General features: G+C 50.5%; 14 protein-coding genes. 6 read left to right on the top strand and 8 right to left on the bottom strand.

Annotated features, from left to right (window positions below; genetic code table 11):
- Nucleotides 1-71 precede the first annotated feature (71 nt).
- The 8 genes from HMPREF1250_RS06735 to HMPREF1250_RS06700 form a co-directional block, all read right to left on the bottom strand.
- Nucleotides 72-1,445 carry a tripartite tricarboxylate transporter permease gene (locus HMPREF1250_RS06735; RefSeq protein WP_023053802.1) on the bottom strand — a complete coding sequence of 458 codons (1,374 nt, stop codon included), beginning with the start codon at nt 1,443-1,445 and terminating at the stop codon, nt 72-74.
- Nucleotides 1,445-1,894 (bottom strand): hypothetical protein, encoded by a 450-nt coding sequence (locus HMPREF1250_RS06730; protein WP_051356079.1) that lies wholly within the window; start codon nt 1,892-1,894, stop codon nt 1,445-1,447. Before HMPREF1250_RS06730 ends, HMPREF1250_RS06735 begins: the two co-directional genes overlap by 1 nt.
- Before the next feature lie 15 nt (nt 1,895-1,909).
- Nucleotides 1,910-3,172, bottom strand: a complete 1,263-nt coding sequence (locus HMPREF1250_RS06725) for a hydroxymethylglutaryl-CoA reductase, degradative (RefSeq protein ID WP_023053782.1) — start codon at nt 3,170-3,172, stop codon at nt 1,910-1,912.
- A 43-nt stretch (nt 3,173-3,215) separates the two neighbouring features.
- Nucleotides 3,216-3,533: a hypothetical protein gene (locus HMPREF1250_RS06720; RefSeq protein WP_023053843.1), complete on the bottom strand. Its 318-nt coding sequence runs from the start codon at nt 3,531-3,533 to the stop codon at nt 3,216-3,218.
- Between the two features lie 4 nt (nt 3,534-3,537).
- The gene (locus HMPREF1250_RS06715) at nt 3,538-4,896 is read right to left on the bottom strand and encodes an acyclic terpene utilization AtuA family protein (RefSeq protein ID WP_023053762.1); all 1,359 of its coding nucleotides are present in this window, start codon (nt 4,894-4,896) and stop codon (nt 3,538-3,540) included.
- 256 nt (nt 4,897-5,152) lie between these two features.
- Nucleotides 5,153-6,571, bottom strand: coding sequence for a sigma-54 interaction domain-containing protein (locus HMPREF1250_RS06710; RefSeq protein WP_036242873.1), 1,419 nt, complete (start codon nt 6,569-6,571; stop codon nt 5,153-5,155).
- A 216-nt stretch (nt 6,572-6,787) separates the two neighbouring features.
- On the bottom strand, nt 6,788-7,735 hold the full coding sequence (locus HMPREF1250_RS06705; protein ID WP_023053874.1) for a 2-hydroxyacid dehydrogenase: 948 nt from the start codon (nt 7,733-7,735) through the stop codon (nt 6,788-6,790).
- 69 nt (nt 7,736-7,804) lie between these two features.
- The gene (locus tag HMPREF1250_RS06700) at nt 7,805-8,647 is read right to left on the bottom strand and encodes an aldo/keto reductase (protein ID WP_023053854.1); all 843 of its coding nucleotides are present in this window, start codon (nt 8,645-8,647) and stop codon (nt 7,805-7,807) included.
- 60 nt (nt 8,648-8,707) lie between these two features.
- Between HMPREF1250_RS06700 and HMPREF1250_RS12180 the strand changes: the two genes are divergently transcribed.
- The 6 genes from HMPREF1250_RS12180 to HMPREF1250_RS06680 all read left to right on the top strand — a co-directional run bounded on the left by HMPREF1250_RS12180 (nt 8,708) and on the right by HMPREF1250_RS06680 (nt 11,928).
- Nucleotides 8,708-8,839, top strand: coding sequence for a hypothetical protein (locus tag HMPREF1250_RS12180; RefSeq protein WP_023053832.1), 132 nt, complete (start codon nt 8,708-8,710; stop codon nt 8,837-8,839).
- A 29-nt stretch (nt 8,840-8,868) separates the two neighbouring features.
- Complete coding sequence (locus tag HMPREF1250_RS06695; protein ID WP_023053845.1) at nt 8,869-9,294, top strand: DUF898 family protein; 426 nt, start codon at nt 8,869-8,871, stop codon at nt 9,292-9,294.
- A gap of 149 nt (nt 9,295-9,443) precedes the next feature.
- Entirely contained in the window at nt 9,444-10,370 is a 927-nt protein-coding gene (locus tag HMPREF1250_RS06690; RefSeq protein ID WP_023053772.1) for an alpha/beta hydrolase, read from the top strand.
- A 49-nt stretch (nt 10,371-10,419) separates the two neighbouring features.
- On the top strand, nt 10,420-10,551 hold the full coding sequence (locus HMPREF1250_RS12175; RefSeq protein WP_023053850.1) for a CD1871A family CXXC motif-containing protein: 132 nt from the start codon (nt 10,420-10,422) through the stop codon (nt 10,549-10,551).
- Nucleotides 10,544-11,407, top strand: a complete 864-nt coding sequence (locus HMPREF1250_RS06685; RefSeq protein ID WP_023053884.1) for a 4Fe-4S binding protein — start codon at nt 10,544-10,546, stop codon at nt 11,405-11,407. The genes HMPREF1250_RS12175 and HMPREF1250_RS06685 overlap by 8 nt, the downstream gene beginning before the upstream one ends.
- Nucleotides 11,386-11,928, top strand: a complete 543-nt coding sequence (locus HMPREF1250_RS06680) for a TlpA family protein disulfide reductase (RefSeq protein ID WP_023053872.1) — start codon at nt 11,386-11,388, stop codon at nt 11,926-11,928. The genes HMPREF1250_RS06685 and HMPREF1250_RS06680 overlap by 22 nt, the downstream gene beginning before the upstream one ends.
- Nucleotides 11,929-11,946 lie beyond the last annotated feature (18 nt).

The raw sequence follows: 11,946 nt of genomic DNA, 5'->3' as shown, positions 1-11,946 counted from the left end.
CTTTTTTATACATGTAAATATGGACAGCGATGCTATATTACTTAATGTTCTGGCATCAACAAAATGAGTATTTATTTAATTCCCAATAGTGTTAACATTAGCCATGGTGATGCATAATATACCATGTATTGCACGCCCGTATGCACGCCGAAGAAACGATTCAGAATACCGCCGAAAATGGCAATCGTTACGGCGATGGCAATGCCGACGATCCCGGCTTCAAAGTAAGAAATAACTACAATTAAGCCGGAAAACATACTGATAATCGCTTCTTGACTGACGTGCTTTAATACCCATGCGCTTGCCGTTCGGGCATAGTTCATAGAGAACGGATAAGCAACAAAAAAGGCAACAATCAGTCCAATATAACCAAAAATCAGAAAGTCCGCTGCAGTCATATAGTTGTGCAAGTTATGAACAGGCTGGGCAGTAAATACGGGAGGCACATTAAATAGTGGGGCCGCTGGACCCAGTCCAACGGGACTGAGAGGAATTCCGAACGCCAACAGGGGAATAATCGTTTCGGCAATGTATGTCGCTTCCGTTGTGCCATTCATTACTGCTAACGTAGAAGTCATTCGCTGATATAGGCCTTTGATGCGAGTCCCGACAAACTCACCCATCATGACAGTCATTCCGACAGGACTGAACGTAAAGGTAAGAGCGGCGACTCCGGCAGTCATTGCATTATATAAAAGTTGGTGTTTTGAAAGTATCTTAACGGGATTAGGAAAATAGCCCTTCCACGTTTTTAATTCCGGAGCGAGCCAAAATTCACGGGCAGACTCCCTTTTTAATAAATGGCGTGATCCAGGTGAAAGAACCGTTATCAGATCGGCAAACATTGGACCGATTGCGATTCCCAAGAACATACTGATAAATACACCGTGACCAATGCTGGCAATAGCCATTTTATTCAGGCCCTGGACGAAAAAAGCGAAGGGCAGCAATACAAACAGGCTGGCCCATTTACCGCCGGAGGTGTAGGCAATAATGATTGAGGCAATTGTAAATACAACTGGAGCCCAACTTTTGACGATGTCAGCAAATGGTGCAAGTAGAGAAGCAAATCCTACACTGACCGGTAATGCAAGAAATGCTGCAATAATACCACCGGAAATCATTTTACGCAAAGCCATGTGCGGGACACCGAGCTTTCTCAATACTGCGGCATCTTCCAGCATCGGAACTGCCATCGTGTCGCCAGGTACTCCCATGAGGGCCGTTGGAATCGCATGAATCATGTGTTTGGAGATGGCAGCTCCCATAAACCACGAGAAAACAGCAACAGGAGGGACTCCTAAAAGGACAATCAAAAGAGTTAAAGGAGCAATTGTAGAAGTTTCGTCTGTTCCGGAAATCAAGCCGACTCCGGAAAAAATAATGCCTCCGGCCAATGCCATGAAAACTGCCCAGATCAAATCATTAAAGACAATCCCATCCATTACTTTCCACCTCCCTCAACGATTTGATTACTGGCTTCATTCGTTGCGCTTTGTCCTGCGAATAATTCATATAACTTTAGATCTTTCATTTCTTGTAAAACTTTTTTATCTACGTATTTTAATTCGTCCTTTTCTTTTGCAGGGTCTATTTGTAATTCTTGCAAAACACGATCACGATCTTCTGCGGAAAACTCTTCTTCGTTTAATGATCGTTTAGGCTTAAACAAATTGGCACAAACGACGGCTGACAATACACACCCGCCGATCCCGAAAAGTAATGAATAGGCCGAAATCAATTTGTTGTCCAAGTTAGGAAACTGCATGCCTATGAGATAACTTGCGCCCAAGTAGCAACTCAAGCTAATGGCAATTCCAATTAGGATCCCTTTACTTAAATCGTGCAGATTTACAGTGTCTCCCCATATATCTGCTAATGGTTCCTGTCTCATAGCGGGATAACCTCCTTAGGTCATTTGTGTAATCAGCTCTTTCGCATACTCAACGTTTATATTTTTTTCTGCAATCATCTGGGCTACTACTTTTTCAAGAACGTCTCCCTTTGCTCCTGCTACGGTAGCGACGTTTCGGGCATGAAGTTTCATGTGCCCCTTTTGAATTCCGTCTGTAGCCAAAGCTCGCATGGCTGCGAAATTTTGGGCCAATCCGACAGCAGCGATAATGCGGGCAAGTTCTTCCGCTGTTTTTACCCCCAGTATTTTAATAGCAACTTGTGTCCCGGGATGGATTTTGGTGGCGCCGCCGACTAATCCTACCATCATCGGTAGCTCAATAGAACCTGTCAAGTTGCCGTTTATATCTTTTTCCCAACGGGTCATGGAGGTGTATTTTCCGTATTTATAATACATGTACGAGTGTGCGGCCGCTTCCATTCCTCTCCAGTCATTTCCTGTAGCAACGACAACCGGATCCATTCCATTCATTATCCCTTTATTACTCGTTGCTGCACGAAATGGATCTGCCTCGGCGAATGCATATGCGGCTATTATACCGTTGACAACGTCTTCTCCGCCGATAACTTCTTTATCGAATGTTGCCGTTGCTCGTGCCAGTCGATAGATCGCCAGGTTTGAAAGAATTCTGAGTTTTACAGTGCCTCCGGTTATCTGTTCAATAAGCGGTGCTACGGCTTCGGCCATCGTGTTTACCGCGTTAGCTCCCATTGCATCTCCGGTATCGACAATCAAATGAACGACAACCATTGGGCCAATAATTGAATCAACGACACGGACGTTGATATCTTTAGCACCTCCGGTAATTTTGACGAGTACAGGATCTTTTTTATTTGCAATAGAAAGGATTTCTTCTTTATGGTGTAATATTTCCTGGCAGGCGAAATAGGGATTAGAGATATCCACGACCTGGACCTGTGCAATCATAATATTACCTGTATAACTGGTATGGAAACCGCCTCTGCTTCGTGCCATTTTTGCGGCATTGGATGCGGCGGCAACAATAGAGGCTTCTTCTACAACCATGGGAATAACTTTTTCCTGCCCGTCAATAACAAAATTCATAGCGATACCCATCGGCAATTGGTAAGTGCCAATTACATTTTCGATACAATGATCGGCAACTTCATTCGGTAATGCGCCCGGTTTTACAATACGGTCGAGTTCTTCTGAAGATAAGCTTGCAAATTCAGCAACTTCTTGTGCTCTTTTTTCTAATGTAAGTTTATGGAATCCGGAATATTGATTTGTTTTCATGATAAATTCATCCTTTCTGTGGGCTGTAATGTTCGTAGTTTAATTAGGTATCAAGTTCAATTTCCATGCGAAGCAATGCGGCTTCCATGCACTTGCCCAACGTGTCGAGACGCAGTGAGCGAGTGGCGCCGCCGTCCAGAGCATGGTGCATGACGAAGTTAAAGCCGTCGAGTTGGGGCAATTCGTATCGCGTGACATCGCCGAATACCAGTCCTTCAAAATGGCGGCGGACGCGATCGGCCGTCAATTGTTGTTCCATTGCTGCATAATATTCCGGTTTGCGGGCGTAGATGCAGATGTTTGACGTATCGCTTTTATCTCCGCAGCGTCCATGGGCAATATCTTTTAATTGTACTTTCATTATTTTAAACCTCCTCAACATAAGTGGTTAATGTAATCACGTCACGAGGAATCAATGTGGGCCAGAGAGCAAATACTTCGCTCGGGCGAGTACGGCCGCCGAAGAAGCAACCTTGTGCAGGGCCGTTTAAATTGCTGACGGCGGCAACTTCCGGCGTCAATTTTAATCCTTCCGCTTTGGTTTCCGTCATAATGGCATACCGGAGAACGACTTCGTTCAGGTCTGCGTTGAGTTCCGGCGCGAGCGGGCCGTGTAAGGCGTTGACGCCAAGGTAGCTGATGTTTTTACGGACGATCTGGGCGTTTTTCATGGCCAACCGTTTGTCAAGGATATCTGCGGCCAGTTTCGCTTTGTCGAGTGCGCGGGGCCAGGAATACGGCAGGTAGGCCACATTACGGTATCCTTCCAGATAGCCGACGCACAGCTTCAAGGTGTCGGGAGCCGGGGTGCCGGTTACGCCTTTGACGGCAACGTGGTCTTTTTCGATTTCTTCCAGGGTAATGCGACTGAAATCGGCGATGACGTCGGGCGTGATATATTGAGACGGGTCGTGAATTTCATACATGAGTTGTTCTTTTACCGACTGCGGAGTAACGAGACCGCCCGTGTTTTTTGTTTTTGTCAGGACGAGGCTGCCCTTTTCGCTGACTTCTGCAATGGGATAGCCCAGATTTTCCGGACTCGGTACGTGTTCCCAGTCGTAATCGTAATTGCCGCCTGTGGCCTGGGCTCCGCATTCGCACAGATGGCCCGCCAGAATGCCGGTGGCTTTGGCTGTCCAGTCGTCGAGGTTCCAGCCGAATTCATGGATGAGCGGCGCTTCAAACATGGCGGTGTCCGTCGATCTGCCGAGAATGATGATGTCGGCGCCGTCTTGCAGGCATTTGACGATTGGTTCTACGCCGTAATATACGTTGGCGTTTACCATGTTCGGGAGAATGCGGTCAATATCTTCGCCCGTATCCATATGCTTCATCGTAATCCCCTTGGCCCGCAGTTCGGGGATAAGTTCGCGGACATCGTCGCCGAGAACGTAGCCGACTTTTAAGTGGTAATTTCCGTTTTTAATGACTTCTTTTACTTTTTCGACACAGGCTTTTACATTCATACCGCCGGCATTGGTGATGACTTTCGTTCCTTTTTCGGCAATATACGGAAGCATGCCTTCGAGCGCTTTGATGAAGTCGCGGGCATAACCGGCTTCAGGCCGTTTTTCTTGTTGGCGCCGCATAATGGATAATGTCAATTCTGCCAGGTAATCACAGCAGATGTAGTCCAGGTTGTCCTGCTTAGCCATGGCAATAGGAGCGTCGCTCAAGTCGCCCCAGAACCCTTGGCCGCCGCCTATTCGGATTGTTTTCATACGTATTGACCTCTTTTCTGAATACAATTTGTGAATACGATCATTTACTTGTTTTACAAGCAATGTGATACAACAGAGCATAAGAAATTATCGTACCAATATTGATGTAAAAGATAAAAACGGCTTAATGAAGCGATTTTAATACAGTTAAAGAGAATGAAAACAATAAATAAAAAACACTGTTGTATACTTTAAAGGTGTATACAACAGTGGGAATAATATACAAAGTAAACAGCTTTGTTTACTTTGTATATTATCATTGTGAAATTCCGTACATTTTTATTTTTTTATAAAAGGTTCTGCGGCTGATGCCGAGTAAGGCCATGGCTTTCGTTTTATTTCCCTTTGTTTGTTGCAATGCCTGAAGAATTTTTTCTTTTTCCACGTCTCTGATTTCGTCTTTCAGCTGGCCCTGCAGGCGAACGGGAGACCGCTTTTTTTCGGAAGTAGCGGCGCCGCTTACCGTATCTATACGATGAAACTCTTCCGGCAAATGGCGGGGCTGTATTTCCGTTTCCGTGCATACGATAACGGCATATTCAATGCAGCTTTCCAATTGACGGACGTTGCCGAACCAGGAACCGCTTCGCAAGACCTGGCAGGTATCTGACGAAAGGGAGAGTTTTTTATGATATTTATCGGCGAATTTTTTCAGAAAGAAATTCGCTAAAAGCAGGATATCGTTGCCGCGCTTTCGCAGCGGAGGAATGACGATTTTAAATGTGTTCAGTCGGAAATACAAATCTTCCCGGAACGTTCCGGCTTCAACCATTTTTTGCAGGTTGCGGTTGGTGGCGGCAATGACGCGGACGTCGACCTTTTGAATCTTATCGGAACCGATTTTTTGGATTTCTCCGGACTGGAGTACTCTTAGGAGTTTGGATTGCATAAATAAAGGCATTTCTCCGATTTCATCGAGGAAGATGGTACCGCCGTTTGCCAGTTCAAATTTTCCTGCTTTACCGCCCTTAATAGCGCCGGTGAACGAGCCGGATGTATAACCGAACAGCTCGCTCTCAATGAGCGTGTCGGGAATGGCGGAGCAGTTCATGCTGATGAATGGCTGTTTGCGACCGCCGCTGCAAACGCGGACGGCATTTACAAAAACTTCCTTTCCGGCGCCGCTTTCGCCTTCAATTAATACCGTTGCATCCGTGGGGGCCACGATTTCAGCCATTTTCAAGCAACGTATGAACTGCGGGTCCTGTCCGATAATATAGGAATAGGCCGCCGGCAGCTTACTGTTTTCGCCGGCAGCCGATTTGAAAATGGACTGACTGAGATTACGCGTCGTAATCAATTCCTGACGGGCGAGAGAAATATCGGTAATATCTTTAAATACGGAAACGGCGCCGATAAATTTGTTTTCCTGAAAAACAGGCGTAATATTGACGGTTACTTTTTTTCCGCGTGATTTTATTTCGACGCATTGGTGTAGCCGCGGCTGATAGTCTTTCAGCGTATGTAAAATGAGGGCGTCCGGTTCTATCTCCGCCATCCGTTTGCATTGGACCTGTTCTTTTTTTACGCGAAGAATCTTGGTATAGGCGTCGTTCACGTAGATAATGCGGGAATCCGTATCAATGATCACGACGCCTTCCGTGACGGTATCCATGGCTGCAAAAAACATTGCAGACGGTATAGGGGGATTGGCAGCTGTTTCGATCATCATCATCACCTCTTTTCCTATATTGTACATGTTTTTTATCGGAAAGGTAGTCTTTGTATTAAAAATATGGCGGTTTTGCGCAGCTGCGATTGTGCGCCCTTTTCGACGCGGCGCAGTCCGGCCGGCGGTGATTCGCCCGCTTTTTCCATCAAAAAAAATCGATTCCGGCCATCCGGAATCGATTTTAAAAAGCTGTTTCGATAGGCTCGTTTCGTTGTAAGGTTATAAAATGACGTTCTGCTGTTTACCGGCCAGGAAGGTATGAATATTATCGAAGACAATTACGGCGCGTTTTTCCATGGATTCCTTCGTGGCGAAAGCGACGTGCGGCGTGACGATCGTATTTTTGGCGTGGAGCAGCGGATGGTTTGTATCCAAGGGCGGTTCCGTTTCAAAAACGTCGATGCCGGCGCCGGCGATTTTGCCGCTGTTCAAGGCGTCCGCTAAAGCCTGGGAATCGACGACGGGACCGCGGGCTTCGTTGACGAGAAACGCCGTCGGTTTCATGCAGCCGATCGTTTCGGCGTTGATCAGGCCGCGGGATTTATCCGTTACGGGGCAGTGGAGAGAAACGATGTCGGACTGGGAGAGCATGTCTTTCAGCGGCATGTATTTGATCAGATCCGTATCCGCCTTGTTGGAGAAACCGTTATAGGCGATAACCTTGGCGCCGAAGGCGTGCACGAGCTCGGCGACTTTTGTGCCGATGGCGCCGGTACCGATGATGCCGACTGTCTTGCCTTCCAGCTCACTGCCGATGAAGCCGGCTTTGGTGCCGCCGGCGCGGCAGGCTGCTTCGACTTGCGGCACATAACGGAGCAGATCAAGGATCATGGCCAGCGTCAGCTCGGCAACGGCGACGGTAGAATAACCGGAAGCGTTGCTGACCTTGATGCCTCTGGCTTTGGCGGCGTCAAGCGCCACGTGGTCGACGCCGGTGAAAGCGACGTTGATGTATTTCAGATTCGGGCAGGCGTTGATGACATCCGCTTTTAACGGCATGTTGGCGATCATCAGGATGTCGGCGTCCTTGGCTTCCTCGATTTGCACGGCTATGTCGTCAGTTCGTTCATAAGCGGTAAACTCATGACCGCCCGCCGTCAACGCCTGGACATACGAATCGAGTAACTCTTGCGTGATTCCGAGAGATTCGAGCAATACAATTTTCATGGATATCGTCTCCTTTTCGTAATGTATATGTATTATTATACGTATCTTTGTTGCGGAAGTAAATGAAAATCAGCGGGCGAAAAAGGCTTTCGTAAAAGCGCCGTCCTGACTGTTGCCGATGAGATACAGGTCGCTGTTCATTTGCCGCAGCGCAGTCATTTCTTCGTCAGTTAAAGAAATGTCGAAAAGGTCTTTGTTCGCCAACAGCCGCTCACGGCGCATCGACTTGGGGACGACGGAAATCCCGTCTTGCGTGAAGAACCGGAGCGCGATCTGCTGCGGCGTCTTGCCGTACTTTTCACTTATAGCCGTGATCGCGGGAGCCGTGAACATCGTCGGGTCCTTAAATCGGCCGAAGGGTGAATAGGCCTGGTGCGCAATGCCGCGTTCCCGCAGCAGCGCGTGGAGCGACGGATATTGGCAGCGCAGATGTGTCTCCACCTGATCCACTGCCGGAGCGACATCGTTGAATTCCAACAGATCCAGCAGCTGGCTTTCCATGAAATTTGACACGCCGATGGCGCGGACCGTGCCTGCCTGATAAAGTTTTTCCAGCGTGCGCCACGCATTGTATATATTGCCGTAAGGCCAATGGAGCAAGAGCAGATCGAGGTAATCGGTGCCGAGCTTTCGCAGAGAAGCTTCGACACTTTTTTCGCAGTCCGGCGATTCAAAAGAACGGTACCAGATTTTTGTCGTCAAAAACAACTCATGCCGATCGACGCCGCTGCGCTTGACGGCCTTGCCGACGATTTCTTCGTTGCCGTAAGCCTGCGCCGTGTCGAGCAGGCGGTAACCGCAGTGAATGGCGTCGATAATATTCGCTTCGCCTGCCGCCGCGTCGTCGATCTTAAACGTTCCCAAGCCGACAAGGGGCATGACGACGCCATTATATAACGTAATTGTTTCCATATGGAATCCCTCCTTAACAATTATTGTACTGCAAAGTCCGGGCGGCGGGAAGGAGAAACGGTGACGGGGACAGGCGGACAGGTGAAGCGGCGCCGCGCTATTCCCTTTCCTAGCGCCGGCACTATCTGGTATAGTATAGTAAAGATGATTTATCGGACTCCCGCCGCGTCGGCGGGAACGGTAAGGCATTGACGTATTGGAAACGACAGGAGGGTTACACGATGATTTGCAAACATTGCGGCGCGGAAATGCGCGATGACAGCCGCTTTTGTCCTCAATGCGGTGAAACCGTTTCCGGCGCGGCGCCGGACGTTCCGGCCGGACCGGAGTCGACATTTACCGGCACCTATCTGGCCTGCGCCGGGTATATGCTGCTGCTGACAGTTGCCGGCGCCGTCACCTTCGGTATCGCCACGCCGTGGGTCTGGGCCGCGTATCTACGTTGGCGAAACCGCCACACCTTTATTCAGGGACGACAGCTTTTCTTTGATGGTACAGGGTGGGAACTTTTTTGGCGCAGTCTGCTGTGGATTGTTCTGACCTGCGTCACTTTCGGACTCTTCCTGCTCATCGTCTATGTGTCCTATGAACGCTGGCGAGTCAGCCATACGTATTTTGCTTCCCGGGAAGGAGAAAAGACGGAATGACATTGGTCATTCCGCCTTTTGACGGGACGGGCCGGATACGATCCGCAGTGTTTTCAAGCATTATCAGTCACGTGTTGTGACAGATACGGTGGCGCGTTTTCCGGTAACGGATGTGATGCGGATACGTCTCTATTGAAGGAGGATAGGTAATGGTGGAAATGAAAGGAACCTGGCGGAAAGAGGAACTGAACGTAACGCTGTCGATGTTGCCGGTTATTTTTGACGGGCCCCTGTTGTATCGACATGGGACGTCGTTCCCGCGATACCGTTTGTCCATGGATATCTTGTTGCCGCAGGTGGAAATACCGTTGCCTGCTGTTGTCTTTATCCCCGGTGGCGGCTTCATGGAAGCGGACAGAAGTCATTTTTTGCAGCAGCGACTAGCTATTGCCGCCGCCGGATTTGTTGTGGCGGCCATTGATTATCGCCTAATTCCGACAGGGACGTATGCAGAAGGAGTTAGCGATGTCAAGGCGGCCGTGCGGTATTTGCGGGCTCATGCCGCCGCCTTTCATATCGATTCGGCGCGCATTGCCCTGATGGGGGATTCGGCAGGCGGGTATCTGGCGGCGCTGGCCGGAGCATCCAATGGAACGACGCTGTTTGATAACGGTGATGATCTCGATCAGAAGAGTGACGTCCAGGCTGTCGTCGATTTATACGGTTTATCGGACTTGACACGGATTGACGCCGATTACAGTCCTGCTATCAGGGCGCAACACGATAGAGAATTGTCGGCGCAGTCTCTGTATGTTAACGGCATTACGTTTGCCCGGCACAGCGGCGCGGCGCTCAGTTCGACGGCGGCTGCCGCTGCAGCAGCGAACCCGCTGACATATATTTCGTCGCAAACGCCGCCATTTCTGCTTATGCACGGCACAGACGACCGTCTCGTATCACCGAGTCAGACGGCCTTGCTTTACGAGGCGCTGCGGCGCAACGGTGTGGCAGCAACGTATTACGCTGTCCCTCATGCCGGTCATCGCTCGACCCACTGGTACCAGCCGCAGATCACGGAACGGATCATTGCCTTCTTGCAGAAGCATCTGGGCAGTTTTGCTCTTCGCGGTCAATGAGCACGCATGGTATAATGATGGAAAAACGACGGAGAGGAGACGAGTCGGTATGAAGGGAATACGGATTGGGCTGTTCATGGCGGCGCTGGCGTGTCTTGCCGCCGGTATCAGCCGCGGCGAGATGACGGCGGTATGGCAGAAGGCCGCCACTGTCTGTCTGGAGTGTATCGGCCTTGGATAAGCGAACTGCCGTGCAGGGCCTCTGGTCCGCCGTGACGAACGGAAATTGGGACGGTTTCCTGCAGGGAAGCGTTTATCCCGGCCCCTTGAAATCGTTCTGCCTGCCCGGCCTGAATTGCTATTCCTGCCCCGGTGCTTTGGGCGCCTGTCCCGTCGGCGCCCTGCAAAGCGCTTGCAGCGGCGTGGTCCTGCGTATTCCGTTCTACGTCGTCGGCACGCTGCTTCTCGCTGCGCTGCTTTGCGGCCGCTTTATCTGCGGCTGGTTTTGCCCGTTCGGGTTTGTGCAGGAGCTTTTGTATCGGTTGCCGGGCAAAAAGCTGCGCAAATCGCCGCGTCTGCGACGGCTGACGTACGGAAAATACGGAATGGCGGCTTTCGTGGCAGCCGTACCGCTCTTGCTGTTTGGCCTTACCGGCATTGGCGAACCGGCTTTCTGCAAATATCTTTGCCCGGCCGGGACGCTGGAGGCGGCGGTGCCTCTTTTGGCCGTCAGTGAACGGCTGCGTGCCGCCGCCGGCTGGTTGACGGCAGGGAAGTTTTTGCTATTGGCGCTGTTGTTGTTGGCGGCAGTGCCGGTTTACCGTCCGTTTTGCCGTTTTTTCTGCCCCCTTGGCGCCTTTTACGGCTTTTTCAACAAGACGGCGTTGTTCGGTATTGCCGTCAAGGAGACGGCATGTACGCACTGCGGCGCTTGTGCGCGCCGTTGTCCGATGGATGTGCGCCGCGCCGGCGACAGGGAGTGTATTTCCTGCGGCGCCTGCCGCCGCGTTTGTCCGTCCGGAGCGATTGCCTTTAAACGACCCTTTCCATTCTCTCTGAAGGAGGATTGTTCTCTATGTTCAAACAAGGATTCTTGATCGGCCTGCTGCTTTGCTGCGCCCTTGTCTTTGCCGGTTGCGGCGGTGCGGAAACGGCGGCGCGGTCTGACGGAAACACCGTCGAACAGCAGTTGTCGCTGAAGGCGGGAATGACGGCGCCGGATCTCGCGCTGACGTCTTTCGGCGGGCAGGCTGTGCAGCTGGCGACGCTTTATCAGGATAAGCCTGTGTACCTGAACTTTTGGGCCTCGTGGTGCCCGCCTTGCGTGCGGGAGCTGCCGGATATCGAAAGGGCTTATGAAACATACGGCAAGGACGTTCATTTTGCCGCTGTTGCCATTGATGCGAAGTCGGACGATGCCGCCGCTTTTCTGGAACGGAAGAATTTTACGATGCCCGCTTATTACGCCGCCGGAGAACAGTTGAATCGGGACTATCACGTCGACGCCGTTCCCCTGTCCCTTTTGATTGCCAAAGGCGGTCGCATCGTGGCTGTCCGCATTGGCGCCATGACGGGCAAGGAACTGGCCGAATTCCTGGCGCCGGCGCTGGACAAGTAAAAGCATGCGAAGATGATA

It is taken from the genome of Megasphaera vaginalis (ex Srinivasan et al. 2021) (assembly GCF_000478965.1).
Classification (GTDB): Bacteria; Bacillota; Negativicutes; order Veillonellales; family Megasphaeraceae; genus Megasphaera; species Megasphaera vaginalis.
This window is presented reverse-complemented; position numbering and strand designations above follow the sequence as displayed.